Origin of the sequence: Variovorax sp. HW608 (genome assembly GCF_900090195.1) — a bacterium.
Taxonomy (GTDB): Bacteria; Pseudomonadota; Gammaproteobacteria; order Burkholderiales; family Burkholderiaceae_C; genus Variovorax.
In genome coordinates, this window is record NZ_LT607803.1 from 6,798,562 (window position 1) to 6,823,416 (window position 24,855).

General features: G+C 66.7%; 23 protein-coding genes and 3 tRNA genes. 10 read left to right on the forward strand and 16 right to left on the reverse strand.

Going from position 1 to position 24,855, the window contains the following annotated elements; translation table 11 throughout:
* Window positions 1-22: 22 nt before the first annotated feature.
* Window positions 23-997 carry a cupin gene (locus tag VAR608DRAFT_RS32250; protein ID WP_088957772.1) on the reverse strand — a complete coding sequence of 325 codons (975 nt, stop codon included), beginning with the start codon at window positions 995-997 and terminating at the stop codon, window positions 23-25.
* Window positions 998-1,144: 147 nt separating this feature from the next.
* Between VAR608DRAFT_RS32250 and VAR608DRAFT_RS32255 the strand changes: the two genes are divergently transcribed.
* The gene (locus VAR608DRAFT_RS32255) at window positions 1,145-3,385 is read left to right on the forward strand and encodes a heavy metal translocating P-type ATPase (protein WP_088957773.1); all 2,241 of its coding nucleotides are present in this window, start codon (window positions 1,145-1,147) and stop codon (window positions 3,383-3,385) included.
* Window positions 3,382-3,783, forward strand: a complete 402-nt coding sequence (gene cueR / locus VAR608DRAFT_RS32260; RefSeq protein WP_088957774.1) for a Cu(I)-responsive transcriptional regulator — start codon at window positions 3,382-3,384, stop codon at window positions 3,781-3,783. The genes VAR608DRAFT_RS32255 and cueR overlap by 4 nt, the downstream gene beginning before the upstream one ends.
* Window positions 3,784-3,964: 181 nt before the next feature.
* Here cueR and VAR608DRAFT_RS32265 read toward each other — a convergent pair whose 3' ends face one another.
* Together VAR608DRAFT_RS32265 and VAR608DRAFT_RS32270 are read right to left on the reverse strand one after the other, a co-directional pair.
* On the reverse strand, window positions 3,965-4,567 hold the full coding sequence (locus tag VAR608DRAFT_RS32265; protein ID WP_088957775.1) for a HEAT repeat domain-containing protein: 603 nt from the start codon (window positions 4,565-4,567) through the stop codon (window positions 3,965-3,967).
* Between the two features lie 24 nt (window positions 4,568-4,591).
* Window positions 4,592-5,161, reverse strand: a complete 570-nt coding sequence (locus tag VAR608DRAFT_RS32270) for a DedA family protein (RefSeq protein WP_088957776.1) — start codon at window positions 5,159-5,161, stop codon at window positions 4,592-4,594.
* Window positions 5,162-5,323: 162 nt separating this feature from the next.
* Here VAR608DRAFT_RS32270 and VAR608DRAFT_RS32275 point away from each other — a divergent pair, with 162 nt between their 5' ends.
* Window positions 5,324-5,698 carry a VOC family protein gene (locus VAR608DRAFT_RS32275; RefSeq protein WP_088957777.1) on the forward strand — a complete coding sequence of 125 codons (375 nt, stop codon included), beginning with the start codon at window positions 5,324-5,326 and terminating at the stop codon, window positions 5,696-5,698.
* Window positions 5,699-5,776: 78 nt separating this feature from the next.
* On the opposite strand, the gene VAR608DRAFT_RS32280 is transcribed toward VAR608DRAFT_RS32275, so the two are convergent.
* The 3 genes from VAR608DRAFT_RS32280 to VAR608DRAFT_RS32290 all read right to left on the reverse strand — a co-directional run bounded on the left by VAR608DRAFT_RS32280 (window position 5,777) and on the right by VAR608DRAFT_RS32290 (window position 9,151).
* Complete coding sequence (locus VAR608DRAFT_RS32280; RefSeq protein WP_088957778.1) at window positions 5,777-6,241, reverse strand: EVE domain-containing protein; 465 nt, start codon at window positions 6,239-6,241, stop codon at window positions 5,777-5,779.
* Window positions 6,238-7,977 (reverse strand): IlvD/Edd family dehydratase, encoded by a 1,740-nt coding sequence (locus VAR608DRAFT_RS32285; protein ID WP_088957779.1) that lies wholly within the window; start codon window positions 7,975-7,977, stop codon window positions 6,238-6,240. The genes VAR608DRAFT_RS32280 and VAR608DRAFT_RS32285 overlap by 4 nt, the downstream gene beginning before the upstream one ends.
* Window positions 7,978-8,101: 124 nt before the next feature.
* On the reverse strand, window positions 8,102-9,151 hold the full coding sequence (locus tag VAR608DRAFT_RS32290) for an RNA-guided endonuclease InsQ/TnpB family protein (RefSeq protein ID WP_088957780.1): 1,050 nt from the start codon (window positions 9,149-9,151) through the stop codon (window positions 8,102-8,104).
* Between VAR608DRAFT_RS32290 and tnpA the strand changes: the two genes are divergently transcribed.
* The 3 genes from tnpA to VAR608DRAFT_RS32305 all read left to right on the forward strand — a co-directional run bounded on the left by tnpA (window position 9,150) and on the right by VAR608DRAFT_RS32305 (window position 11,018).
* A complete protein-coding gene (gene tnpA / locus VAR608DRAFT_RS32295) occupies window positions 9,150-9,599 on the forward strand; it encodes an IS200/IS605 family transposase (RefSeq protein WP_088957781.1) in 450 nt (149 codons plus the stop codon). The genes VAR608DRAFT_RS32290 and tnpA overlap by 2 nt on opposite strands.
* Window positions 9,600-9,663: 64 nt before the next feature.
* Window positions 9,664-10,062, forward strand: a complete 399-nt coding sequence (locus VAR608DRAFT_RS32300; protein WP_088957782.1) for a hypothetical protein — start codon at window positions 9,664-9,666, stop codon at window positions 10,060-10,062.
* Between the two features lie 143 nt (window positions 10,063-10,205).
* A complete protein-coding gene (locus VAR608DRAFT_RS32305) occupies window positions 10,206-11,018 on the forward strand; it encodes a class I SAM-dependent methyltransferase (RefSeq protein WP_088957783.1) in 813 nt (270 codons plus the stop codon).
* 4 nt (window positions 11,019-11,022) lie between these two features.
* Here VAR608DRAFT_RS32305 and VAR608DRAFT_RS32310 read toward each other — a convergent pair whose 3' ends face one another.
* Entirely contained in the window at window positions 11,023-12,093 is a 1,071-nt protein-coding gene (locus VAR608DRAFT_RS32310; RefSeq protein WP_157731173.1) for an AraC family transcriptional regulator, read from the reverse strand.
* A 139-nt stretch (window positions 12,094-12,232) separates the two neighbouring features.
* Here VAR608DRAFT_RS32310 and VAR608DRAFT_RS32315 point away from each other — a divergent pair, with 139 nt between their 5' ends.
* Window positions 12,233-13,729: a coniferyl aldehyde dehydrogenase gene (locus VAR608DRAFT_RS32315; protein ID WP_088957785.1), complete on the forward strand. Its 1,497-nt coding sequence runs from the start codon at window positions 12,233-12,235 to the stop codon at window positions 13,727-13,729.
* The gene (locus VAR608DRAFT_RS32320) at window positions 13,726-15,339 is read left to right on the forward strand and encodes a GMC family oxidoreductase (protein ID WP_088957786.1); all 1,614 of its coding nucleotides are present in this window, start codon (window positions 13,726-13,728) and stop codon (window positions 15,337-15,339) included. The genes VAR608DRAFT_RS32315 and VAR608DRAFT_RS32320 overlap by 4 nt, the downstream gene beginning before the upstream one ends.
* A 17-nt stretch (window positions 15,340-15,356) precedes the next feature.
* Here VAR608DRAFT_RS32320 and VAR608DRAFT_RS32325 read toward each other — a convergent pair whose 3' ends face one another.
* Together VAR608DRAFT_RS32325 and VAR608DRAFT_RS37330 are read right to left on the reverse strand one after the other, a co-directional pair.
* Window positions 15,357-17,009, reverse strand: a complete 1,653-nt coding sequence (locus tag VAR608DRAFT_RS32325) for a M30 family zinc metallopeptidase (protein ID WP_231973039.1) — start codon at window positions 17,007-17,009, stop codon at window positions 15,357-15,359.
* Between the two features lie 176 nt (window positions 17,010-17,185).
* Window positions 17,186-17,347: a hypothetical protein gene (locus VAR608DRAFT_RS37330; protein WP_157731174.1), complete on the reverse strand. Its 162-nt coding sequence runs from the start codon at window positions 17,345-17,347 to the stop codon at window positions 17,186-17,188.
* A gap of 141 nt (window positions 17,348-17,488) precedes the next feature.
* On the opposite strand from VAR608DRAFT_RS37330, the gene pstS reads away from it, so the two are divergent.
* Window positions 17,489-18,598, forward strand: a complete 1,110-nt coding sequence (gene pstS / locus VAR608DRAFT_RS32330; protein ID WP_088957788.1) for a phosphate ABC transporter substrate-binding protein PstS — start codon at window positions 17,489-17,491, stop codon at window positions 18,596-18,598.
* 10 nt (window positions 18,599-18,608) lie between these two features.
* Here the strand turns inward: pstS and VAR608DRAFT_RS32335 are convergent, their stop codons facing one another.
* Complete coding sequence (locus VAR608DRAFT_RS32335; RefSeq protein WP_088957789.1) at window positions 18,609-19,802, reverse strand: hypothetical protein; 1,194 nt, start codon at window positions 19,800-19,802, stop codon at window positions 18,609-18,611.
* 183 nt (window positions 19,803-19,985) lie between these two features.
* Here VAR608DRAFT_RS32335 and VAR608DRAFT_RS32340 point away from each other — a divergent pair, with 183 nt between their 5' ends.
* On the forward strand, window positions 19,986-20,237 hold the full coding sequence (locus VAR608DRAFT_RS32340) for a hypothetical protein (RefSeq protein ID WP_088957790.1): 252 nt from the start codon (window positions 19,986-19,988) through the stop codon (window positions 20,235-20,237).
* 109 nt (window positions 20,238-20,346) lie between these two features.
* Here VAR608DRAFT_RS32340 and VAR608DRAFT_RS32345 read toward each other — a convergent pair.
* The 6 genes from VAR608DRAFT_RS32345 to purF form a co-directional block, all read right to left on the reverse strand.
* A tRNA-Asp gene (locus tag VAR608DRAFT_RS32345) sits at window positions 20,347-20,423 on the reverse strand.
* Between the two features lie 59 nt (window positions 20,424-20,482).
* Window positions 20,483-20,558, reverse strand: a tRNA-Glu gene (locus VAR608DRAFT_RS32350).
* Window positions 20,559-20,588: 30 nt separating this feature from the next.
* Window positions 20,589-20,664: transfer RNA gene (locus VAR608DRAFT_RS32355), tRNA-Ala, on the reverse strand.
* A 67-nt stretch (window positions 20,665-20,731) separates the two neighbouring features.
* Window positions 20,732-22,120 (reverse strand): glutamate--tRNA ligase, encoded by a 1,389-nt coding sequence (gltX, locus tag VAR608DRAFT_RS32360; RefSeq protein WP_088957791.1) that lies wholly within the window; start codon window positions 22,118-22,120, stop codon window positions 20,732-20,734.
* Entirely contained in the window at window positions 22,117-23,340 is a 1,224-nt protein-coding gene (locus tag VAR608DRAFT_RS32365; protein WP_088957792.1) for an O-succinylhomoserine sulfhydrylase, read from the reverse strand. The genes gltX and VAR608DRAFT_RS32365 overlap by 4 nt, the downstream gene beginning before the upstream one ends.
* 8 nt (window positions 23,341-23,348) lie before the next feature.
* Window positions 23,349-24,848, reverse strand: a complete 1,500-nt coding sequence (gene purF, locus VAR608DRAFT_RS32370; RefSeq protein WP_088957793.1) for an amidophosphoribosyltransferase — start codon at window positions 24,846-24,848, stop codon at window positions 23,349-23,351.
* Between the last annotated feature and the right edge of the window lie 7 nt (window positions 24,849-24,855).

The window sequence follows — 24,855 nt, forward strand, 5'->3', positions numbered from 1 at the left end:
GAGGCGCCCGCCGGTTTCCGCTTTAGAAGGAGCCGGTCGGCGGCTTGTAGCCGCCCCGCCCCTTGTGCAGGATCGGCCGCAGGACGCGCGCCAGCGACGAGCGCGCGATGCCGGTCAGCTTGCCGATCGGCGCCCTGATCGCATCCAGCGCCGCCGATTCACCGGGCCCCGAGGGCGACAGGCCGCACTTGCGCAGCACCCGGTTGATCTGGTGCACCTGTGCAGCATGGCGGGTGACCGGCGTGTAGAAATTGACGCCGATCGAGATCGCGACCCGGTCGCCCGGTGAGGCCCATTCGGGATCGGACCGGGTCATGTGCGGCGAGGTGCTCGGGAAATAGACGCCGTCCCCCGCGCGCACGTCGAACTCGTGGCTGCGCGCACGGTACTCGTCCTTGAGCCGCACCCTGCGCAGCGAATGCGCGACGATGAAGTCCTCCACCGCATCGAGCGGCACCACCGTGCGGTCGCTGTGGTCCCACACGTTGAGCACCTTGCGGCCGTGCAGCATCAGCCAGAAGTTGTTCTCGCGATCGATGTGGAAAGGCGTCACCGAGGGCGGCGCCGAAATGAAGATGAAGCCGGTCACCTGGAACATGCCGCGCTGCTCGCGCTCGATGACCTCGCGCACGTTCCCGAGGATGTGGTCGAGAAGTTCCTTGTAGCGTGGGATCACCTCGATGTCGTACAGCGCGATCCACGAGCCCGGCTCCTCGATGCGGCGGAACACGTCCTCGATGCTGCGCCCGTCCGGCGGAACGCTGTCATGGGCAAAGTCCGAGGCCTGCGTGATGCCCGGGCGAACGAAGCGGCACTGCTTCAGCGGCGCCAGCTCCTTCGCCAGCGCTTCGAGCTCGGGAAGCTGGAACAGAGGATGGCGGTGGTAGTCGTGATGAAGCCGGCCCACCTTGCCGGTCGAGAAACCGGCCGGATCGTCCACCCACATCCGGCAGTCCGAACTCGTGGACGACATCTTGTCGATATGGCTGGCGCCCATGCATTGCTCCTTCAGGAATCGGAAAAGCATACTTTATGTAACACAAGAATACAAAAGGCCGATCGAAGTAGTACGAAAGGTCGGCTTTCCAGGTCATTGAGACGGTCCTTGACCCTCCCATGATGGAAAGGTTGAAACTTCGACCCCATGAATTCCAGCCTGGCGCTTTCTCCCCCATCGACCCCCGGCACCAAGGAGTGGTCGCTCCCCATCGAAGGCATGAGCTGCGCGTCGTGCGTCGCCCGCGTCGAACGTTCACTGGCGAGCGTTGCCGGCGTCACCGAGGCCAGCGTCAATCTCGCCACCGAGGCGGCCACCGTCCGCACCGACGGCTCGGTGGCGCGCGATGCGCTGCGCGCCGCCGTCGAGAAGGCCGGCTACAGCGTCGGCGTGGAAGAAGCGCCGGCCGCACCGGATACCGCACCGTCCTCGGCTGCGGCGGCACGCCGGCGCGGCCGCAACGACGCCTGGCCGGTAATCGCCGCCGCCCTGCTCTCGGCCCCGCTGGTGCTGCCGATGTTCGCCCTCGTCTTCGGCGAGGAATGGATGCTCGATGGCTGGCTGCAGTTCGCGCTCGCGACACCGGTCCAGTTCTGGCTGGGCGCGCGCTTCTACCGCTCGGGGTGGAAGGCGCTGAAAGCGCGCGCCGGCAACATGGACCTGCTGGTGGCGCTCGGCACCTCGGCGGCGTACGGGCTCAGCGTCTACCTGCTCTTCGCGCATCGCGGCCATGGCATGCCGCACCTGTATTTCGAGGCCTCGGCCGTGGTCATCACGCTGGTGCTGCTCGGCAAGTGGCTCGAAACGCGGGCCAAGCGGCAGACCACCGAGGCCATCCGCGCGCTGAACGCGTTGCGCCCCGAGCGCGCGCGCGTGCGGCGCAACGGCACCGAGCAGGAAGTGCCCGTCGAAAGGGTCAGCATTGACGACCTCGTCGTCATCCGCCCCGGCGAGCGCGTGCCGGTCGATGCGCTGGTCGTCGATGGGGCGAGCGAAGTCGACGAGTCGCTGATCACCGGTGAGAGCCTGCCGGTCTCCAAGGGCGTGGGCAATTCGGTGACCGGCGGCTCGGTCAACGGCCAGGGCCTGCTGGTCGTGCGGACCACGGCGGTGGGCGCTGAATCCACGCTGGCGCGCATCGTGCGGCTGGTCGAATCGGCGCAGGCGAAGAAGGCGCCGATCCAGCGGCTGGTCGACCAGGTCAGCAGCGTCTTCGTGCCGGTGGTGATCGGCCTCGCGGCGCTCACCTTCCTGGGCTGGGGCATCGGCACCGGCAACTGGGAGGCCGCGATCCTCAACGCGGTCGCGGTGCTGGTCATCGCCTGCCCTTGCGCGCTGGGCCTTGCCACGCCGACCGCGATCATGGCCGGCACCGGCGTCGCCGCGCGGCACGGCGTGCTCATCAAGGACGCCGAGGCGCTCGAAGTCGCGCACGGTATCCAGGTCGTCGCCTTCGACAAGACCGGCACGCTGACCGAGGGCCGGCCGGTGCTCGTGGCCTGCGAAGCGGACGATGGGGACCAGGCCGCCCTCCTGCGCGCCAGTGCGGCGATCCAGTCGGGCAGCGAGCATCCGCTCGCGCGCGCCGTGCTCGCCGCCGCGACGCACGACGGCATCGAAACGCCTTCCGCGAGCGCCGTGCGCGCCGTGGCGGGGCGTGGCATGTCGGCGCTCGTCGACGGGCGCGAGCTGCGCCTCGGCAGCACGCGCTTCATGCGCGAACTCGCGGTGCCGCTCGGCAAGCTCGATGCGCGCGCCTCGCAGCTGCAGTCGGAAGGCCGCACCGTCTCGTGGCTGGCGGACGTGACAGATCGGCCCCTCCTGATCGGCCTGCTCGCCTTCGGGGACACGCCCAAGCCCAGCGCCGCGGCGGCCATCCACCAGCTTCATGCGCAAGGCATCCGCACCGCGCTCGTGTCCGGCGACAACCGCGGCAGCGCCGAGGCCGTGGCCCGCGCATTGAAGATCGACACCGTGCGCGCCGAAGTGCTGCCCGAAGACAAGGCCGCGATCGTCGGGGAGCTCAAGCGCGACGGCGAGCGCGTCGCCATGGTCGGCGACGGCATCAACGATGCGCCGGCACTGGCGGCGGCCGACGTCGGCATCGCGATGTCCACCGGCACCGACGTCGCGATGCATGCGGCCGGCATCACGCTCATGCGCGGCGACCCGGCGCTGGTCAGCGACGCGATCGACATCTCGCGCCGCACCTACGCCAAGATCCGGCAGAACCTGTTCTGGGCCTTTGCCTACAACGTCGTCGGCATCCCCCTGGCCGCCCTCGGGTTGTTGAGCCCGGTCATCGCCGGCGCGGCGATGGCCTTCAGCAGCGTGAGCGTGGTGAGCAACGCGCTGCTGCTGCGGCGCTGGAAAGGAATCGCGCGATGAGCGGCGGCCCCTTCAACATCGGCGAAGCGGCCGCGCGCTCGGGCGTGTCGGCGAAGATGGTGCGGCACTATGAGTCGCTGGGCCTCGTGCCCGGCGTGGCGCGCACCGAGGCCGGTTATCGGCAATACACCGAGAGCAATGTGCACACGCTGCGCTTCATCCGCCGTGCGCGCGATCTCGGCTTCAGCATGGCCGAGATCGCGGAGCTGTTGAAGCTCTGGCAGAACAAGCAGCGTGCGAGCGCCGACGTGAAGCGCATCGCGCTCGCGCATGCAGAGGACCTGCATCGGCGCATCGAGGAGATGGAGGCGATGAAGCGGACGCTGGAGCGGCTGGCGCATTGCTGCCATGGGGACCATCGGCCGGACTGTCCCATCCTCGACGAACTGGCGGAGTGAAGCTCGGCGTCGTTCATCAGCTCCATGAGCCCGCTGTAGACGCGGATGGAACCGTTGGCCAAGGCGCCGCGTGTCATCCGTGGCTTCGCGGCCGGGCGATCTTAGTGGGCGGTACGCGGTAGAACGCGAACGCGGCGCGGGACATGAAGAATCAGATTTTTCCTGGCGAGGCGGACGACGCCTACGGGCAGTGCACCGAAATCCATTGCCCCCACTTCGCGGCGGCCACCGCACGCGCGGCATCGTCGCGGCCGTCCGGGTCGTAGGCGCCGAGCGATTGCCACAGCGTTCCCCAGTCGCCACCCGCTTCGGGCATCGCCGAAACCAGCGTCTGCAGCACCAAGTACGCGCGCTGCCGGGTGATCGGTTGCGGCGCGTCGAGCAGCGGCGCCACCGAAGGCAGTACGTCGCGGCCACGCGCGATCAGCACATAGGTCGCGATGGTGTGCGGCGCGTGCAGCACGTCGGGGTAGTCGTCGATGGTGCGCACCAGCGCGTCGAGCGAACGCCAGTCGCCGATCGCCGCCAGCGCCTGCGCGGCGCGGCCGCGCACCAGCGGCTCGGGGTCCGAGAGCGCATCGGCCAACGCATCGGCCGCGGCGGGATCGCCGGTCTCGGCGAGCCCCTGCGCGGATTTCTCGCGCACGTCGGCATCGGCGCTCGCGAGGCCGCGCAGGAAGACCGGCGTCGACGCGCGCCCTGCGACCACCAGCGTGGTGTAGGCGCTCGTGCGGTCGGCCGGGTCCGCCGCGTCGAGGCCACCGAGATCCGCCGGGGTGTTCATGGTCCTCTTGGCGCCGGCCAGGTGCTAGTGCACTGCCGCCCGCCACCGCTTCCAGCGGCGGACCAGGGCAATCAGGACGGCGATCCCGATGATCAGCACGGTGCCGATCAGTTCGATCCGCTCCACGTCGCCGATCAGCGCATCGAGCGCCGAACCGAACAGGTAGCCGACGGCGCCCACCAGCGGCGCCCAGAGCATCGCGCCGAGCAGGTTGAAGAAGGCGAAGCGGCGCGGCGGCATGTGCATGGCGCCGATGGCGATCGGGCCCGCGATGCGCAGCCCGTAGACGAAGCGCACTCCCATGACCACCAGGCCGTCATAGCGCTTCAGCGAGGCGGCGACGCGCTCCGCGCGCCGCGCCAGCACGGGCAGGCGCGCGAGCAGTGCCGGCCCCTTGTAGCGGCCGAGCCAGTAGAAAAGCTGGTCGCCCAGCGTCGCGCCGGTCACGGCGACCAGGAGGGTCAGCGGCACCGAGAGGTGGCCGTGGTGGGCGGCGAATCCCGCGAGGATGAGGATGGTCTCGCCCTCCAGCAGGCAGCCGATGAAGACGGCCAGATAGCCGTAACTGATGAGCAGATGAAGAATGAACGGCATGCGATCCCACTCCTCCGTATGCGCTCATTGTGCGCCCGGCGCCGCCGACAGGCCGGATTCGGCAAGCGCCCCACTGACGTCGCGTGCATCGGGAAAGGTGCGCGCGCGAGCCGCCGCGCGGCGCAAGAATGGCCTTCGTTCCAACATTCCGAAGGACCCGCCATGCTGCAGCAATCCCCGCTCTACGCCTACATCCCGGCCAAGGATCTTGCACGGGCCCGGCAGTTCTACGAAGGCAAGCTCGGCTTCAAGCCGAGGGCCGAGATCGCGGGCGGCGTGCACTACGACTTCGGCGGCGGCACCGGCGCCTTTCTCTATCCGACGCCGAACGCGGGCACCTCCCAGGCCAGCCAGGCCTTCTGGCAGGTGGCCGACATCCGCAAGGAAGTGGCCGAACTGAAGGGCCGAGGCGTGGTGTTCGAGGACTACGACGTCCCCGGCAAGGATGCCGACGGCATCGTGACCGGCGGCGGCGCGATGGCCGCGTGGTTCAAGGACAGCGAGGGCAACATCATGGCGGTGATCCAGAGCGCATGAGCCGCCCGGCCGCTCCGAAGGCGAATACCGAAGCGCTGCTGCGCGGAGGTTACCCAATGACCCCCCTGTGCAGCCGGATCAGGCCAGCAGTTCCTCGGTGATCAAGCGCCAGTGCTTCTCGTCGACCGGCGTGATCGACAGCCGGTTGCCCTTGCGCAGCACAATCATGTCGGCCAGCGCCGGATTGGCGCGCATCTCGGGCAAGGGCAGCAGGCGCGTCTTGCGCAGCGCCTGCACGTCGACCAGCACCCAGCGGGGCTTGTCGGGCTTGGAGTCCGGGTCGTAGTACGGCGACTTCGGATCGAACTGCGTCGGATCGGGCTTCGACTCCGAGGCCACGCGCGCGATGCCGACGATGCCCGGCTGCGGGCAGCTCGAGTGATAGAACAGCACGCCGTCGCCGACCTTCATGAGCTCCTTCATGTACTTGCGCGCCTGGAAGCCGCGCACGCCGGTCCACCCCACCGTGGAGTCGGGCGCGGCGATCGCGTCGTCGATGGAGACGTCGTCGGGTTCGGATTTCATCAGCCAGTACTGGGTCATGGTCCTGCCTTTTTGGGTGCACGAAGGAAGTCGAAATCGGCTCCCTGGTCGGCCTGCGTGACCGACTGGAGGAAGAGCTTGTGGTAGCCGCGTTCGGCAGTGGGCGGAGTGATCGGCGATTCGCGCGCGCGGCGTGCCAATTCTTCGTCGGTCACGAGCAGCGAGAGCTCGCGGTTCGCAACGCTGAGGCGGATGCGGTCGCCGCTGCGCACATGGGCCAGCGGGCCGCCGACCGCCGATTCGGGCGTGACGTGCAGCACGATGGTGCCGAAGGCGGTGCCGCTCATGCGGCCGTCGGAAATGCGCACGATGTCCTTCACGCCCGCGCGCGCGAGCTTGCGCGGGATCGGCATGTAGCCCGCCTCGGGCATGCCCGGAGCGCCTTTGGGCCCGATGTTCTTGAGCACCAGGATGTCGTCCGCCGTCACATCGAGATCGTCGCGATCGATGCGGCGCGCGAGGTCTTCGAGGTTCTCGAACACCACCGCACGGCCCTCGTGCTCCATGAGTGCCGCATCCGCGGCCGACTGCTTGATGATGGCGCCGCCCGGCGCGAGATTGCCGCGCAGCACCGCGATGCCGCCCTGCGGATAGATCGGCTTCGCGATGCTGCGCACCACGTCCTGCGCAAAGCCCGGGCCGGCGCGCTCGATCTCCTCGCCCAATGTGCGACCGGTGACCGTGAGCGCATCGAGCCGCAGCAGCGGCTTGAGTTCGCGCAGCAGCGTCGCCATGCCGCCCGCCGCGTGGAAGTCTTCCATGTAGTGCTGGCCCGAGGGCTTGAGGTCCAGCAGCACCGGTGTCTCGCGGCCCATGCGGTCGAGCGTGGCGAGGTCGATGTCGAGCCCCATGCGGCCCGCGATCGCCGCCAGGTGCACGATGCCATTGGTCGAACCGCCGATCGCCAGCAGCACGCGCATCGCGTTCTCGAAGGCGGCTTGCGTGAGCACTTTGTCGATGGTGAGCCGGTCGCGAGCGATCTGCACCGCCTGCGCGCCGGTCTCTTCGGCGATGCGGATGCGGTCGGCCGTGACCGCCGGCGGCGATGCCCCGCCCGGCACCGTCATGCCCATCGCCTCGACGAGGCAGGCCATGGTGCTCGCAGTGCCCATGACCGAGCAGGTGCCGACGCTTGCCACCAGTTCGTTGTTGACTTCGGCGGTCTCGGCGGCGTCGATCTCCTCGGCGCGGAAGCGCGCCCAGTAGCGGCGGCAATCGGTGCAGGCGCCGACACGCTCGCCGCGATGGCTGCCGGTGAGCATCGAGCCGGTGATGAGCTGGATCGCCGGCAAGCCCGCCGATGCCGCGCCCATGAGTTGCGCGGGCACCGTCTTGTCGCACCCGCCGATCAGCACCACCGCATCCATGGGCTGGGCGCGGATCATCTCCTCGGTGTCCATCGACATCAGGTTGCGCAGGTACATGCTGGTCGGCGCCGCGAAGCTCTCATGGATCGAGATAGTCGGGAACTCCATCGGCAGCCCGCCCGCGAGCATCACGCCGCGCCGGGCCGCATCGATGAGCTGCGGCGCGTTGCCATGACACGGGTTGTAGGCGCTGCCGGTGTTGGCGATGCCGATGACCGGGCGGTCGAGCGCGGCATCGGTGAAGCCCGCGCCCTTGATGAACGCCTTGCGCAGGAAGAGCGAGAAGCCCTGATCGCCGTAGCTGGTCAATCCCTTGCGCATGCCGCCGGTATCGGCTGCGTCGTCGGGATCGAAGGGGGAGCTGGACATGGAAATGCCTTCGCGAATCGAGTGAAACAAGGTTTGTACGCGATCTGCGCCGCCCTGCACACGCTTTAAGCTGTCGGCCCATGTGCATCACACGGGGAAGCCGGAATTGACATACTCCACCGCCCTAAAGGATGGGGATTCCCTCTGCAGGGGTTCCATGTCCGGAACCGCGCAACAGGATATTCCTGGCGGCGTTCACGTCGCGATCTTGCTCCGCGCCGCAGCCACAAGTCCAGTTGCGCTCATTCAGTCCCGCACGCCCTTTCGGGCCGGCGACCACGCCGCATGCGTTGCAGGTCTGGGTACTCCACGCCTCGTTCACTTCTTCGTAGCTCGCGCCGTGCGCAATCGCCTTGTACGCGAGCATCTGCCGCAAGGACGACCACGATGCGTCCAGGACGCTCTTTGCCATCGTGGTCCTGGCAAGTCTTGCGGACGATACGTCGCCGACCGCGATGTAGTCGAACTCCCGCACCATGCGCGTCGAGAGCTTGTGCAAGAAGTCGCGTCGGCTATTGACGATCTTCGCGTGCACATTGGTAGCCAGACGCTTTTTACCCGCGCGCTGGGCGCTAGCCAGCGTCTCCTCGAGCCGGCGCAAGTGCCTCGGGTTGCCGATCTTCTCGCCGTTGGACAGGGTGGCGAAGTCCTTCAGGCCCAAGTCGATGCCAACACCGTTGCGGATCGCTCGCACCTGCCCCTCGGGCACCTCGATGCACACGTTCAGGAACCAGTTGCCGCGGGCATCTTGCGCGAAATTCGTGCCGTCCTTGATCTTCGCGCCAGCAGGCAGCGGCCGGCTCTTGAAGACCTTGAACTCGCGGCCGTGGAAGTGCAAGCCACAGGGCGTTTCCTTGACGTCGCGACCCTTCATGGGCACCCAGCCCAGCGATTTCTTGTGGCTGCGGTAGCGCAGGAACGCACGCTTCTTCTGGCTGCGCGACTTGGCGTACTGCTCGCACACCGCGTTGACCGTGCCGCAGTGCACACCGAGCTCCTTGCTGCTGCCGGTGGTGAGCTTGTTCAGATCGAACCCGGTGAGCCAGCGCCGGCCAAAGCGCAGGGCATCTTTTTGCCGGTCGTTGCAGTAGTTGAAGACGAAGTTGACCGCCCGGGCCTGCTTGGAAAGCAGGCCTGTCAACGACTTGACCCGATAGCGGTAAACGATCAACATGCGGCCAATTTTAAGAGGTTGGTCTACTCAGGTGTCAACTCAGGATTTGCGCAGGGAAAGACACTCCGTTTCGCGGCTCGTCATTCATTTGGTCTGCGTGACGAAGTATCGCCGCGAGGTCTTCGACGACAAGGCACTTGCCTGGCTGCAAGTGCACTTCGCGAAGGTTTGCGCGATGATGGGCGCGCAACTCATCGCATGCGACGGGGAAGCGGACCATGTCCACCTTCTGATCGAGTACCCGCCCAAGCATTCCGTCTCGGTGCTGGTCAATGCGCTCAAGGGCACCTCCAGCCGTTTGCTGCGTACGGAACGCCCCGACATGGGCAAGCGCTACTGCAAGGGCGTGCTCTGGTCGCCGTCCTACCTTGTGGTCAGCGCCGGCGGTGCGCCGCTGGAGACCCTCAAGCAATACGTCGACAGCCAGCGCGCCAGTTCAACTCCCTAAGCGGCGCCCTTGGCGCCGTCCTCTACCTCCCCGGCCTGAAGACCGGGGTTTCTCGGAGTTTTTGATGAATCGACAGCCGATGCGCGCCGCCAGCCTCCTTCTCGCCGTGCTCGCGACCGGCCTGCATGCGCAGCCGCAACTGCTGCAGCAGCAACAGCCTGTCCGCTGGCGCGGCGACTTCGTCTACTTCGCCGACTCCGCGATCTTCACCGATTGCGCGACCGGCCAGCAGTGGCCCGTGGCGATGGCCGGCGACTATCTCGCGCTGGAGAAGGCCTACCTGCACTGGCAGGGCGCGCCGAAGGCGCCGCTGCTCGCGAACTTCGACGGCCGCATCGAGATCCGCGAGCCAATGGAAGGTCCGGCGCGCGAGCACATGGCGGTCGAGCGCTTCGTCTCGGTGCAGCCGGGCAGCACCTGCGAGTCGCTGAGGGTTCCGAGGAACAAGTCCGCCGCACGCTGACCGGCGGCGCGATCAAAGCCGGACGATCGGGCAGACACGGGCGACGCGCAGGTAGGACGCAAACGGGGGCGAAGCCCCACAGTGCGTATACGGCGTGGCCGTTCCCGCACATCCCCATTCGCAGTCCACAAGGAGCCTTTGCCATGAATGCACCGATCGACTTCAATGCCTTGAAAACACGCCAGCAGGCCGCCTGGGCCAGCGGTGACTACGCCGTGATCGGCACCACGCTGCAGATCGTCGGCGAGATGCTGGCCGAGGCCTGCGACCTGGACTGGGACGAGCGCGTGCTCGACGTCGCGGCCGGCAACGGCAATGCGACGCTGGCCGCCGCGCGGCGGGGCTGCAGCGTGACTTCGACCGACTACGTTGCGGCGCTGCTCGACCGTGGCGCCGAGCGTGCCCGCGCCGAGCGGCTGAAGGTGGAATTCAAGACCGCCGACGTCGAAGCCCTGCCCTTCGACGATGCAAGCTTCGACGCGGTGATCTCGACCTTCGGCGTGATGTTCGCGCCCGACCACGCCAGGTCCGCCGCCGAGATGGCGCGCGTGTGCAAGCCCGGCGGCCGCATCGGCATGGCCAACTGGACGCCCGAGGGCTTCATCGGCCAGATGTTCAAGACCTTGGGCCGCCACGTGCCGCCGCCGGCGGGCGTGCAGCCGCCGTCGAAATGGGGCATGGAATCGCACCTGCAATCGCTCTTCGGCGATCAGGCCGAATCGATTTCGGTGACACGGCGCATCTTCAACTTCAGGTACCGCTCGGCGGCGCACTTCATCGAGGTGTTCCGCACCTGGTACGGCCCGGTCCACAAGGCTTTCGCCGCGCTGCCGGCCGACGGCGCACAGGCGCTCGAGAGCGACCTGATGACGCTGCTGGAGGACATGAACCGCGCCAGGCCTGGCTCGCTGCTGGTGCCGAGCGAGTACCTCGAGATCGTCGTGACGAAACGCTGAGGACTCAGCGCGCGCGTTCGCGGTAATAGGCCGGCGTCTGGCCGGTCCACTTCTTGAACGCCTTGCGGAAGTTGGAGACGTCCGAGAAGCCGCTGCGCTCGGCGATCTCGCCGACCGACAGGTCCGTGCGTTCGAGGAACTCAATCGCGAGCCGCTCGCGCAGGCCGTCGATGATGGCCTGGTAGCTGGTGCCGGCCTCGACCAGCCGGCGGTGCAGCGTGCGCGGCGAGAGGTGCAGCTGCTTGGCCATCTGCTCGGCGCGCGGCAGGTCGCTCATGCTGTTCAGGCAGGCCTCCTTGATCGTCTTGACCAGGGCGGGCTCGTCCGCGAGATCTTCCAGCATGCGGTTGCAAAAGCTTGCACACGCATCCGCGGTGATCGGATTGGCATTGGGGAGCGGCATGCCCAGGATAGACGCATCGAACTGCCACTGCATCACATCGGCATCGAACGCCACGGGGCAGCGCAGGAATTCCTCGTAACGCTCGGCGTACGAAGGCGCCGGATACGGAAGCAGCAGCCGCTGGCCCCGGAATTCGCCCTCGAGCACGCGCTCGGTCAGCACCTGGATCGAGCTGAACCAGAACTCGGTCGCGAGCGGCAGCAGCGCGCCGAGCGCCATGACGTCGCGGGCCTCGAAGATCGCGGTGTCGCCTTCGACGCGGAAGCTCTTCTCGAGCACCGGCCCGGCCAGCCGCACATGACGGATGCCGAAGGCGATCGCGTCGACCAGCGTGGCGCTGCTTATCACCGCGTAGCCAAACACGCCGAAGTCGGACAGGCGCTGCCTGTGCCCGGCGATCAGCCCGATGGCCGGCTCCGGCGTGAGCCGCAGCACATTGCCGAAGAGCGCGATCTTCTGCCGGTGCGAGATCCGCGCCTGCGGATCGGATATCGCCTGCGGCGAGATGCCGGTGCCCGCGAACAGCTCGGCGACGTCGACGCCGCGTTCCGCCAGTGCTTCGACAAGGGCCGTGAGCCCCAGCATGCTGTGCGCCGGCGCGTCCATGTCGTGGACGTAGTGGCCGACGACACGCGTCGCACGGGGCCTTGCGTCGGTGGCTGTTCTGGACACGGTGCTCGGGGGGCGGAAGGTTTGGCAGATTTTCACCCGAATGTGTCGAACTTGAACCTAGGCGCAGACCCTGCCTCGGCCTACATTCGCAGGCGGCGCACGACAACGCCCATCGTGCCGCGAGCGAAGGAGACATGACTTGAACGACACCACGGACCCGCGGCACGCCGCGGCCGAGCTGGCCGCGCACGAGCGCGTGCAGCGAATTTTTGCGGCGCAGCAAGCGGCCTTCGCGCAGCAGCCTTGCCCCGCCGCCGACGAGCGGCTCACCTGGCTCAAGGCGCTAAAGCGACAGATCCAGCGCTACCAGGACCTGCTTGCCGAGGCGATGAGCCGGGACTTCGGCTACCGCGCCGAAGCCGAATCGAAGATGCTCGACCTGCTGGGCTCGGTGCTCGACATCGACCACGCGGTCTCGCACCTGAGGCGCTGGATGAGGCCGAGCCGGCGCTCCACCGAACTCCTCTTCCTCGGCAACCGGGTCGAGGTGCGCTACCAGCCCAAGGGCGTGGTGGGCGTGATCGTGCCTTGGAACTTCCCGATCTACCTCGCTGGCGGGCCGCTAACCGCGGCGCTGGCCGCGGGCAACCGCGTGATGATCAAGATGCCGGAAGCGACGCCCGCAACCAACGCGGTGTTCAAACGGCTGCTCGGCGAGGTCTTCGACGAGAACCTCGTCGCGGTCGTGGGCGAGGAGCTGGCCGACCCGGACGTCTTCACCTCCCAGCCCTTTAACCACATCGTGTTCACCGGCTCGCCGGCGGTGGGCCGCATCGTCATGCGCACCGCAGCGAAGAACCTGACGCCGGTCACGCTGGAACTCGGCGGCAAATCGCCCGCGCTGGTCACGCGCAACTATCCCGTCGCCGATGCGGCCACGCGCATCACGCACGGCAAGTCGACCAACTGCGGGCAGATCTGCGTGTCGCCCGACTACGCGCTGGTGCCGCGCGAGCGCGTGGAGGATTTCATCGCGGGCGTGCGCCACACCTTCCAGCGCTTCTACGATGGCCGCACGGACGGCAATGCGGACTACACCGGCGTAGTGAACGAGCGGCAATGGCAACGCATGCAGGCCCTGCTCGACGACGCGCGCGCCAAGGGCGCCCGCATCGAGCCTTGCGCGCCCGCACCGGCCGGCGCAGGCCGCCAGATGCCGCTGCACATCGTGACGCAGCTCACGCCGGACATGCGGGTGATGAACGAGGAGCTGTTCGGCCCCATCCTCCCGGTGGTCCCCTACGACACGAGCGACGACGCCGTCGCCTTCATCAACGCGAAGCCCCGGCCGCTCGCGCTCTACTGCTTCAGCCACGACGATGCCGAGTGCGACGAACTGCTGCGGCGCACCCATTCGGGCGGCGTCGCGGTCAACGACTGGGGCTGGCAGGTGGTGAACCACGACGCCCCCTTCGGCGGCATCGGCAATTCGGGCATGGGCACCTACCACGGCGTCGAGGGCTTTCGCGAGCTGTCGCATGCGCGGACGGTGTTCCAGCGCCAGCGCTTCTTCCCGATCGACCTGTTCTATCCGCCGTACGGCCGCTTCGTGCAGCGGCTGGTGCTGAAGTTCTACCTGCGCAGCGCCGACCCGGCGTTCACCCATTCCGAACAAGGCAACAAAGAGAGCTCATGAGCATCGAAGAATTCGACTATGTCGTCGTCGGTGGCGGCTCGGCGGGCTGCGTCGTCGCATCGCGGCTCAGCGAAGACCCGGGCGTCTCGGTCTGCCTGTTGGAAGCGGGGGGCCCGGACAACAGCGTCTTCATCCACGCGCCCGCGGGCGTCGCGGCCACGCTGCCGGTGCCGTTCAAGAACTGGGCCTTCAAGACGGTGCCGCAGAAGGGCCTCAATGGCCGGCAGGGCTACCAGCCGCGCGGCAAGGTGCTCGGCGGATCGAGCTCGACCAACGCGATGCTCTACGTGCGCGGCCACCGCTGGGACTACGACCACTGGGCCTCGCTCGGCAACGCGGGCTGGTCCTACGACGAGGTGCTGCCCTATTTCAAGCGCGCGGAGAACAACGAGACGCACCGCGACTGCCCCTTCCACGGCACCGGCGGGCCGCTCAACGTGGCGGAGCTGCGCAGCCCGAGCGCGCTGAACCAGGCCTTCCTCGCCGCTGCCGCGATGAACGGCATCCCGACGGTGAAGGACTACAACGGCGCCGAGCAGTTCGGTGCCTTCATGTACCAGGTCACGCAGAAGAACGGCGAGCGCTTCAACGCGGCCAAGGGCTACATCACGCCGAACCTCGCGCGGCCGAACCTCCGGGTGAAGACTGGTGCGCTGTCCTCGCGCATCGTGTTCGACCGCCGGCGCGCGATCGGTGTGGTCTGCAGCGTGGACGGGCGGGAGGCGACCGTGCGCGCACGGCGCGAGGTCGTCGTGAGCTCGGGCGCCTTCGGTTCGCCGCAACTGCTGATGCTGTCGGGCATCGGGCCCGGCGCGCACTTGCACGAGCTCGGCATCGAGGTGCTGCACGATCTGCCCGGCGTGGGCGAAAACCTGCAGGACCACATCGACCACGTGCAGGCCTGGCACGCCGCCAGCAGCTCGCCGACCTTCGGCGTCTCGATGCGCGGCGGCGTGAAGATGGCCGGCGCGATGCTCGAGTGGAAGAAGCAGCGCACGGGTCTCGTCACCTCCAACTTCGCGGAGTCCGGCGCCTTCGTGCGCTCGTCGCCCGATGTCGCGGTGCCGGACCTGCAGATGGTCTTCGTCGTCGCGATGGTGGACGACCACAACCGCAAGCTGCATCTGGGCCATGGCTATTCGTGCCACATCGAGGTGCTGCGCCCGAAGAGCCGCGGCCATGTGCGCCTCGCAAGCCCCGACCCGCGCGCCGCGCCTTTCATCGACCCGAAGTTCCTGGGCGACGAGCGCGACCTCGAACTGCCGGTGAAGGGCGTAGAACTGCAGATGGACATCCTGCAGTCGAGCCCCTTCGACCCCTGGCGCGGAACGATGCTGTACCCCGTGGACCGCAACGACAAGGCGGCGATCGCGCAGGACATCCGCAACCGCGCCGATACGCAGTACCACCCGGTGGGCACCTGCAAGATGGGTCCGCAGGCCGACGGCATGGCCGTGGTGGACGAACGGCTTCGCGTGCACGGCCTCGATGCGCTGCGCGTGGTCGATGCCTCGATCATGCCGACGCTGTGCGGCGGCAACACCAACGCGCCCACGATCATGATCGGCGAGAAGGCAGCGGAGATGATCCGCGCCGATGCTCGGGCCTGAGACGACGCAAAGACCAATCAGTTGATGATCACCGACAGCGTGCTGCCCGGCGGAACGCGCACCGTCTCGTTGTAGGTGCCCGCGACGTTCGGCCGGATCACCGGGAAGCTCGCGAGCGCCTCCAGCAGCGACGGCGCGGACTGTGGCAGCTTGCGCTTGCCGGCGCCGAAGCTCGCGGGGTCGATGGCCGGCAGGCTGAACACGTCCTCGCTGCGGGCCGGCATGCTGTAGTCGGCGATGCCGGCCCCGAGCGGAATCAACCCGGCGGATGCGGCAGCGAAGCGACGCAGTTCCTGGCCGATTCCCGAATCGGGTCGCCGCGACTTGATCGCCTGGTCGAGGATCGCGGTCGAGTCCTTCACGCCGGCGCTCGCGAGCAGCGCCTTGTAGAAATCGAGGCCGAGCTGGCGGTTGAGGAAGCCGCCGAACGAGCCGGTCACGGCGTAGCTCTCGCAGCTGGCGCCCATCGGCGTCCATTCCGTAAGGCCGCAGTTGTAGCTGCCGGCGCCGTTGTAGCTCAGGTAGTACGGATAGCGCGAATCGCGGATCGCGTTGTGGCTCGGGTCGATGTTGAAGCTGGCCCAGTCCTCCATCATCAGCGCGGACATCTCCTCAAGCCAGGTGTCGAAGCTGTAGTCCGGTCCCATCTTCACGCCGCGGCGATAGAAGTTCTGCATGTGCATGCCTTCGTGCGCCATGACGGTGGCGATCTGCTTGATGCCGTTTTCGCCGTCGAGGTAGAGCGATTCGGAATCGAGGTACAGGCTCAGCGATTCATTGCTCAAGGCCAGATCGCCGCTGCCCGCCTTGAAGTTGTTCAGCCCCCAGAAGTAGCCCACGAGGCCATAGGGCTGGTGGTCGGGCTTGAAGTTCACGATGAAGATGTCCAGCGGCTGGCCGCTGCCGGCGATCAACTGGCTCATGCCGTGCTCGCCCCACAGCGGGCCGCCGACACGCACCAGCATGTCGTAGATGCCGCCCGGCGCGGCGAACTTGTCGAGCATCCGCGCGGCGAGTGCGCTCGAGACGCGAGTCGGGTCGAGCTCGCCGGTTTCGACCCACAGGTTCACGGTGGTGCCGTCGGCGGTCGCGCGCTGCGCTGCGAGTTGCACCGTGCGCTGCGTGCGGTCGTAGAGGAAGATGTTGCGCTGGTCGGCGACCGCGTAGGCCGCTGACGGCGCCATCGACTTCAAGAGGCTGGGCGACGCCTTCGAGAGCGGATCGAGCAGCTTGGCGAAGCCGGAACGGTTGAATTCGCGGATCGCGTCCTTGGCCGCGTCGTCTTCGTCGATGGGCTGTTCTACCACCGCCTTGTTGGCGGTCGCGGCGATCTCGGAACTCGATCGCACCACCAGTCCCGGAAGCGCTTCGGCCGCGGTGCTTTCGTTGGTGAAGACCAGCGTCACGGTCTGGCCGTTCAGGCCCGAGATGGAAAGCGGCATATCCACCGGAACGGACGAACCGTTCGCCGCCTGCCAGACGCCGGTGCCGGACCCCGCGTAGGTGCTGTCGTTGACCGCCGCGCAACCGACGCAGGAGGCCTTGACGGCGTTGCTGCCCTCCGTCTTCACGCCGGGGGTCGATGCGGCCGCCGTCGTCTGCGCGGGGATGTAAGCGCCTGCGCCACCTCCGCCACCTCCGCCGCCGCCACCACAGGCGGACAGCGACATGGCAAGCATCCATGCGGCGGCTGCTCCAAGGACCGATTCAGTTCGCGATTTGCTGCGTATCACTTATTCCTGGCTCCACGATGCACGGCACGTGAAACCGAAAGCGTTCGCGCGCCGCTACCGCTTATCGACAGGGAAAGAAGAAAGTTGAGGGACCGCGGGTCGCGGGTGCCCGGTCAGCGAAGGGTGGTGCATTCCCTTTCGAGGGCCGCAGAGCGCGAGAGCTGCTCGGTGAGGCGTTCGTTCAGGTGCGTGCCGCCACGCCAGGCGATCACGAGCCAACCCACCGTGATCGCGACAACGCTTGCGCCTCCCCAGACGACGTGAACCAAACCCATCGGCAACCTCCTCGTTATGAGGGAGCGAGTCTGCCGGTGACATTCAGCATTGCGCATCCCTCAAATTGAGGAGGCGGACTGGCACGCCGCGGCGCGATTTGTAATAATTCGGTAACATTCAGTCACCGTTTGAGCCGATCCATGAAGCGCCGCCCCCTCTTGTCGATCCTTCTACTCGCTTGCCTGCCCTTGGCGACATGGGCCCAGGCGGTCTCCGTGACCGGCACCGGGGCGACCTTTCCTGCCGAGGTCTATGCCCAATGGGCCAAGCAGTACAGCGCCGACACCGGCGTCACCCTCGCCTATCAGCCCACCGGCTCGTCGGTGGGCGTCAAGCAGATCGTGGATCGTGCGGTGGATTTCGGCGCCACGGACGTGCCGCTCAGTGCCGCCGAACTCGACAAGCACCAGCTTTTCCAGTTTCCGACGCTGGTGGGCGGCGTGGTACCGGTCGTGAATCTGCCCGGTCTCGCCACTGGCGCGCTGCGGCTCACTCCCGAGTTGCTGGCTGGCATCTTCAGCGGCGAAATCCAGCGCTGGAATGACAAGGCCATTGCGGCGCTGAACCCTTCGCTGCAGTTGCCCGACACCCGGGTGACGCGCGTGGTCCGCTCCGATGGCTCGGGCACGACCGAGATCTTCGTGCGCTACCTGAAGCAGACTGCGGCGACGGCCGCCACGGCCATCGAGGCGCAGGGCAGCCGCGCCAAATGGCCCGGCAGCGTCACTGCCGTCGAAGGCTCCGGCAAGCTCGCCCAGACGGTCAAGGCGACTCCCGGTGCGGTGGGCTACGTCTCTTCCGACTACGTGCTGCGAGAACATCTCACGGCCGTCAGCCTGCGCAACAAACGCGGCGAATGGATGCAACCCAGCATCGACGCCTTCGCTGCCGCCAGCCGCGCCGGCGGCCTGTTCAAGAACAGCCTCGAGGCCGCGCCGCTCCTGGACCTGGACGGCCCTGGCGTCTGGCCTATCGTCACGGCGACCTACATTCTGGTCCCCCGCTCGCCCGCTTCGGTGGAACGTGCGGGCCGCACGCTGAACTTCTTCTATCGATCCTTCCTGCTCGGCGACAAGGCAGTGGCCGGCACCGGCTTCGCACCCCTGCCGCTTCTCACGCAGGCGCGGATCGTCGGCCTGCTTACCAACTTCCGCGCCCAGGACGGGCGGCCCGTGCCGGTGCTGGGCGGAATCCTGCACGAAACGCCGCAGGCGGCGGCAACGGCTGTTCGTGACATTGGGCGCAGCTAGCGCCAGCGCCCTAGAACAACATTCCAAACAGCCTCTTCAACAACTCCTCCAGCGGCATGATGGTGAGCAGCAACGGTGCGATGGGTATCAGCGTCACCGCCCCCAACCGCACGATGGCATCGCGCGTCACTGGCGCCAGGCGCATGCCCTGAACGATTTCAAAGCTGTTGCCAAGGTCAGCAAGGGACTGGATGTCCGCGCTGCCCACCAACGGCTCATCGCGCGAGGCGCCGCCGCGCAGCCACTTGCCATCGAACTCGCGCACGTAGCGCTCGGCCAGCGCACCGTATTCGGAGAGACCCGCCCGCTTGGCCTGTGCAAGCCGACCCGCGAACACGAAGAGCGGGGCAAAAACCAGGAGCTGCACGAGAACGACAATGATCAGGATCTCGACCTTGAATTCCGGCAGCGACGCCGCGAAGTGGAAAATGCGGTTGGCGATCATCCCTGACAGCACGGCGCCGTGCGCCAGCGCCAGCGGCATGAATGCATAGGCCGTATTGGCAAGAAAGCCAAGACCGCCGACACGATCCGGGTGCGTGGGTATCAGGCTCAACTCGATGCGCGACACCTGCCAGAGGAAGCGCGTCCAGAGCACGATCCGGAAATACCAGCGCAACAGGAGGAACTGGAACAGGGGCATGCTCACGTACTCGTACCAGAGCCCGGCGAGCGAAAGCTTCGAACCGGCAACGGCCGGCTCCGTGTACCACGAGCTCGTGTCGAGCACCGTGTAGAAGCGCCAGATGAGAAGAATGCCCACGCCGTAGACGGCCACGACGAGCAGGACTTCGGCGAGCACGGAGTTGCGCAGCCGGAAAAGCGAAGCGATGGCGGCATCGAACCGAGCTCTGGCGCGTTCCGGGACGATTGCCCGTCCCTCGAAGTGCTTCAGCACGAAACGCATGCGCTGGTGAACGATCAGCTCCGCGGCGATCAGCAACGGCAGCGCGACCAGGAAGCGCACATGGACTTCGATGTCCAGCAGAAACGGCATTGCAGAGCTGCCGCCCAGCACCTGTCCATGGAGTGCCGAGAGCACCAGAAGCGGCAACCAGGCGACGAGCGAAATGGTGACTATGCGTCGCCGGGCGAGTTCGAGCGCCTCGCCAGCCAGATGTGCGCGTCGAAACAGCTGGTAGAGCGGTCCGCCAAGCACCAGCGAGAAATCCGGCGACTCTTGAGCTGCGGGGGTGCTGATCACGGATGCTCCGAAGCGAGTGGAACACTGCTTGCGCCACTTTAGGCAGGGGATTCCGGCGCGGGTTGCGCTGGATCAATTGGGTGCGCTTGGGGCTCAAGCCGAGTCGACGCGGCAGATCCGAAGTGGAACCTCCGAAGCAAAATGTGAGCACCCAAAGGCGCTCACTTCCGAAGGGGGTCGACCATGAAGAACGAGCTTTCGCTTTCGCAGCTGCGGGGACAGTTCATCGCCAGCAGCGTCCTGCTGGAAAGCCTGCTGCAAGCGCTGCCAGCAGAAACGCTGCGCGCGCTGTACGAACGGCACGCGGCGAATTCGCAGGAGACAACGGACGCGCTGCGACAGGCGAATTGCCCAGAAGAGGAACTGGACGCGTACAACAGCTTCGCCCTCAACAACCAGGTGGTGATCGGGCGCAGTTGGCGAAAGACGACTTAGAGCGAGAGCGGGCAACGGACCGCCGTAGGCGCCAAGGCGATCGCCCAGTCCAGGCAACCCCCAAAAGCAAAAACCCTTGCAACTCGTTGAGCTGCAAGGGTTTCAAACTTGGCGGAGTGGACGGGACTCGAACCCGCGACCCCCGGCGTGACAGGCCGGTATTCTAACCGACTGAACTACCACTCCGCGTCGGTGTGACTTTCGCCCTCGCATCTTGCGATGCTCGAGCCAAGTGCCACAAAACTTGGCGACCCTACGGGGATTCGAACCCCGGTACTCACCGTGAAAGGGTGATGTCCTAGGCCTCTAGACGATAGGGTCAAAACCTGGACTAACTTCTCGACGCCCTATTGGTGGAGGTAAGCGGGATCGAACCGCTGACCTCTTGCATGCCATGCAAGCGCTCTCCCAGCTGAGCTATACCCCCTTTTTGAAGGGCTCCTCTTTTGAAGGATTCCCTTGTGGGTGTCGAGCCTCGAATTATATACAGGTTTTTAGGCTTTCTTCAAACGCTCCAAAATTTTTTCGCGAGAAAAGAGTGCGAGCACTGCATCGAGCGACGGCGTCTGCGGCGTGCCCATCACGAGGACCCGCACCGGCATCGCCAGAGCAGGCATCTTCAGGCCATGCGCGCCGAGCACTTCCTTGATTGCGGCAGCAATCGAGACCTTGTCCCACGCGACATCGGCGAGTTTATCCGCGAGCGTGGCGATGGCAGGACGCACCGCATCGGTGATGTGCTGCGCGCGATCGGCTTCGCTCGCAATTACATCCGAATAGAAGGCAGCGGCCCAGCCGGCCAGCGCGACCGTTGTTTCGCAGCGGTCCTTGAACAGGCCGCAGATCGCCGGCAGGCGTTCATCGGCCGTGATGCCGCGCTTGTTCAACTGGTCCGCCACGAGCGGTGCCAACGCGTCGTCGGCCATGGCCTTCAGGTGCTGCGCATTGACCCAGCGCAGCTTGGCCTCGTCGAACTGCGCGGCGCTGCGGCCGAGGTGGTCGAGATCGAACCACTCGATGAACTGCGCGCGCGAGAAGATCTCGTCGTCACCGTGGCTCCAGCCGAGACGCGCGAGATAGTTCACCATCGCATCGGGCAGGAAGCCCTCGTCGCGGAACTGCGTGACGGGCTTGGCGCCGTTGCGCTTGCTCATCTTCTCGCCCTGCTCGTTGAGCACGGTCGGCAGGTGCGCGTACACAGGCGGCTCCTTGCCGAGCGCGCGGAAGATGTTGATCTGGCGCGGCGTGTTGTTCACGTGGTCGTCGCCACGGATGACGTGCGTGATCGCCATGTCGATGTCGTCGACCACGACGCAGAAGTTGTAGGTCGGCGTTCCGTCCGGGCGCGCAATGACGAGATCGTCGAGTTCGTCGTTGCTGATCTCGATGCGACCCTTGACCTTGTCGTCCCACGCGACCACCCCGCCCTGCGGATTGCGAAAGCGCAGCACGGGCTGCACGCCTTCGGGAATGGGCGGCAGGACCTTGCCCGGCTCGGGACGCCACGTCCCGTCGTAGCGCGGCTTTTCCTTGGCGGCCATCTGCTTCTCGCGCAGCGCGTCGAGTTCCGCGACGCTCATGTAGCAGGGGTACACGAGCCCCGCCGTCTGCATCTCGGCAAGCACCGCCTTGTAGCGGTCCATGCGCTGCATCTGGTAGTAAGGCCCCTCGTCATGGTCGAGGCCGAGCCATTGCATGCCTTCGAGAATGACATCGACCGCCGCCTGCGTCGAACGCTCGAGGTCGGTGTCCTCGATGCGCAGGATGAAGTCGCCGCCGGTCGAGCGCGCGAAGGCCCACGGATAGAGCGCCGAGCGGATGTTGCCGAGGTGGATGAAGCCGGTCGGCGAAGGGGCGAAACGGGTGCGGGTCTTTTGCGTCATGCGAGGGTACTGAGGCCGCCGAGACCTCGGAGGAGGTCGGCCTTGATGTCGTCGATGTGGTCCAGGCCGACCGCGACGCGGATCAGACCCTGGCCGATGCCGGCCGCCTGCCGCTGCGCCTCGGAGAGGCGGCCGTGCGAGGTCGTGGCCGGATGCGTGATGGTGGTCTTGGTGTCGCCGAGGTTGGCGGTGATGCTCAGCACGCGCGTGCTGTCAATGACCTGGAAGGCGTTGGCGCGCGCCACTTCGGGGCTGTCGCCCAGCACGTCGAAGGACACGACCGCGCCGCCCATGCCGGACTGCTGGCGCATCGCGAGCTCGTGCTGCGGATGCGATTTCAACCCGGGGTAGTAGACGCGCGAGACACCCGGCTGCGTTTCCAGCCATTGCGCAAGCGCCAGCGCGCCGGCGCAATGGGCCTGCATGCGGATGCCGAGCGTTTCGAGCCCCTTGAGCACGATCCAGGCGTTGAACGGCGAAAGCGCCATGCCCGCGGTGCGAACCACCGGGCCGAACACTTCGTTGATCAGCTTGGCCGATCCGCAGATCGCGCCGGCCAGCACACGGCCCTGCCCTTCGAGGTACTTGGTGCCCGAATGGATGACGAGGTCCGCGCCGAGCTCGCTGGGGCGCTGCAGCGCCGGCGAGCAGAAGCAGTTGTCGACCGCGAGCAGCGCGCCCGCGTCATGCGCAAGATCGGCGAGCGCGCGGATGTCGCACACGTCGGTCAGCGGATTGGTCGGCGTTTCGGCGAACAGCAGCCTGGTGGCCGGCCGGATCGCGGCCTTCCATTCGGCCACGTCGGTCTGCGACACGAAGGTGGTCTCGACACCGAACTTGCCGAACTCACGCCCGATCAGGTTGAGCGTCGAACCGAACACCGAGCGCGAGCACACCACGTGGTCGCCCGCCTTGAGCAGCCCCATGCACATCATGAGGATCGCGCCCATGCCGCTCGATGCGCCGATGGCCGCCTCGGTGCCTTCGAGCGCCGCGAGCCGCCGCTCGAAGCTGGCGACCGTGGGGTTCGAGGTGCGGGTGTAGGTGAAGCCTTCTTCGGTGCCGGCGAAGCGTCGGGCCGAAGTCTCGGCATCCGGCTGGACGAAGCTGCTGGTGAGGAACAAGGCCTCGGAGTTCTCGCCGTACTGGCTGCGCTCGAGCGCGGTGCGCACCGCGAGCGTGTCGCGATGCAGCCCGGGCGGAAGGGAATGGTCCGTCACGTCGGCGCTCAGCTCAGATTGGGCAGCACGAGGCGCGACGAGTCTTCCTCGGTCTCTTCGATGCGCGGGCGGTTGCCATTCATGCGCGTGATCGCCTCGGTGTCGATGTCGCCGGTCACGTAGACGCCGTCGAAGCACGAGGCGTCGAAGCCGTCGAGCTTGGGGTTGAGCGAGCCGATCGCACGCTTCATCGCGTCGACATCCTGATAGATCAATGCATCGCAGCCGATGAGTTCCCGGATTTGCTCGACGGTGCGGTCATGCGCCACCAGCTCGTCCTTGGTCGGCATGTCGATGCCATAGACGTTGGGGAAGCGCACCGGCGGCGCAGCGCTGGCGAGATAGACCTTGCGGGCACCGGCGTCGCGCGCCATCTGCACGATCTCGCGGCTGGTGGTGCCGCGCACGATCGAGTCGTCGACCAGCAGCACGTTGCGGCCCTTGAACTCGCTGCCGATCACGTTGAGCTTCTGGCGCACGGACTTCTTGCGCACGCCCTGCCCCGGCATGATGAAGGTGCGGCCCACGTAGCGGTTCTTGACGAAGCCCTCGCGGTACGGAATGCCCAGCAGATGCGCCAGTTGCGTCGCGCTCGGCCGGCTCGATTCGGGGATCGGGATGATCACGTCGATCTCGTTCGGCGGCACCGTCGAGACCACGCGCTTGGCCAACGTTTCGCCGAGATTCAAACGCGCCTGATAGACCGAGATGCCGTCGAGCACCGAATCGGGCCGCGCCAGGTAGACGAACTCGAAGATGCACGGATTGAGCGTCGGCGAGTCGGCGCACTGTTCGGAATGAACCTGACCTTGCAGATCGACGAAGACCGCCTCGCCCGGCGCGATGTTGCGCTCGAACGTGTGGCCCGTGCCTTCGAGCGCGACCGATTCGCTGGCAACGATCACCGTCCCGTCGGGGCCGCGGCCAATAGCCAGCGGCCGGATGCCGTAGGGATCGCGGAACGCCAGCAGGCCATGCCCGGCGATCAACGCGACGACGGCATACGAGCCACGCAGCCGCCGATGCACATTGCGCACGGATTCGAACAGCGCAGCCGAGGTGAGCGATCCGCCGCGCGTGGCGCGATCGATCTCGTGCGCCAGCACGTTGAGCAGCACTTCGGAATCGCTCTCGGTGTTGGTGTGCCGGTGATCGGCGGAGAACAGTTCGGCACGCAGCGCGTGGGCGTTCGTGAGGTTGCCGTTGTGCACGAGCACGATGCCGAAGGGCGCGTTCACATAGAAGGGCTGCGCCTCTTCTTCGCTGTAGGCGTTGCCGGCGGTGGGATAGCGCACCTGCCCCAGCCCGACGTCACCCGGCAGGCCCCGCATGTTGCGCGTGCGGAACACGTCGCGGACCATGCCCTTGGCCTTGTGCATGAAGAACTTGCGCTGCTGCAAGGTGACGATGCCGGCGGCATCCTGGCCGCGATGCTGCAGCAGCAGCAGCGCGTCATAGAGCAGTTGATTGACGGGAGCGTTGCTGACAACGCCGACGATTCCACACATGAAGCGA

Excerpts from the sequence above, each read along its gene's own strand:
- VAR608DRAFT_RS32290 (WP_088957780.1), bottom strand. The coding sequence starts at position 9,151 with ATGTTGATCGTTTACCGCTATCGGGTCAAGTCGTTGACAGGCCTGCTT.
- pstS (WP_088957788.1), top strand. The coding sequence starts at position 17,489 with ATGAAGCGCCGCCCCCTCTTGTCGATCCTTCTACTCGCTTGCCTGCCC.
- VAR608DRAFT_RS32265 (WP_088957775.1), bottom strand. The coding sequence starts at position 4,567 with ATGAACACCCCGGCGGATCTCGGTGGCCTCGACGCGGCGGACCCGGCC.
- purF (WP_088957793.1), bottom strand. The coding sequence starts at position 24,848 with ATGTGTGGAATCGTCGGCGTTGTCAGCAACGCTCCCGTCAATCAACTG.
- VAR608DRAFT_RS32255 (WP_088957773.1), top strand. The coding sequence starts at position 1,145 with ATGAATTCCAGCCTGGCGCTTTCTCCCCCATCGACCCCCGGCACCAAG.
- tnpA (WP_088957781.1), top strand. The coding sequence starts at position 9,150 with ATGCGGCCAATTTTAAGAGGTTGGTCTACTCAGGTGTCAACTCAGGAT.
- VAR608DRAFT_RS32300 (WP_088957782.1), top strand. The coding sequence starts at position 9,664 with ATGAATCGACAGCCGATGCGCGCCGCCAGCCTCCTTCTCGCCGTGCTC.
- cueR (WP_088957774.1), top strand. The coding sequence starts at position 3,382 with ATGAGCGGCGGCCCCTTCAACATCGGCGAAGCGGCCGCGCGCTCGGGC.
- VAR608DRAFT_RS32305 (WP_088957783.1), top strand. The coding sequence starts at position 10,206 with ATGAATGCACCGATCGACTTCAATGCCTTGAAAACACGCCAGCAGGCC.
- VAR608DRAFT_RS37330 (WP_157731174.1), bottom strand. The coding sequence starts at position 17,347 with ATGGGTTTGGTTCACGTCGTCTGGGGAGGCGCAAGCGTTGTCGCGATC.
- VAR608DRAFT_RS32285 (WP_088957779.1), bottom strand. The coding sequence starts at position 7,977 with ATGTCCAGCTCCCCCTTCGATCCCGACGACGCAGCCGATACCGGCGGC.
- VAR608DRAFT_RS32340 (WP_088957790.1), top strand. The coding sequence starts at position 19,986 with ATGAAGAACGAGCTTTCGCTTTCGCAGCTGCGGGGACAGTTCATCGCC.
- VAR608DRAFT_RS32280 (WP_088957778.1), bottom strand. The coding sequence starts at position 6,241 with ATGACCCAGTACTGGCTGATGAAATCCGAACCCGACGACGTCTCCATC.
- VAR608DRAFT_RS32325 (WP_231973039.1), bottom strand. The coding sequence starts at position 17,009 with ATGTCGCTGTCCGCCTGTGGTGGCGGCGGCGGAGGTGGCGGAGGTGGC.
- VAR608DRAFT_RS32250 (WP_088957772.1), bottom strand. The coding sequence starts at position 997 with ATGGGCGCCAGCCATATCGACAAGATGTCGTCCACGAGTTCGGACTGC.
- VAR608DRAFT_RS32320 (WP_088957786.1), top strand. The coding sequence starts at position 13,726 with ATGAGCATCGAAGAATTCGACTATGTCGTCGTCGGTGGCGGCTCGGCG.
- VAR608DRAFT_RS32270 (WP_088957776.1), bottom strand. The coding sequence starts at position 5,161 with ATGCCGTTCATTCTTCATCTGCTCATCAGTTACGGCTATCTGGCCGTC.
- gltX (WP_088957791.1), bottom strand. The coding sequence starts at position 22,120 with ATGACGCAAAAGACCCGCACCCGTTTCGCCCCTTCGCCGACCGGCTTC.
- VAR608DRAFT_RS32275 (WP_088957777.1), top strand. The coding sequence starts at position 5,324 with ATGCTGCAGCAATCCCCGCTCTACGCCTACATCCCGGCCAAGGATCTT.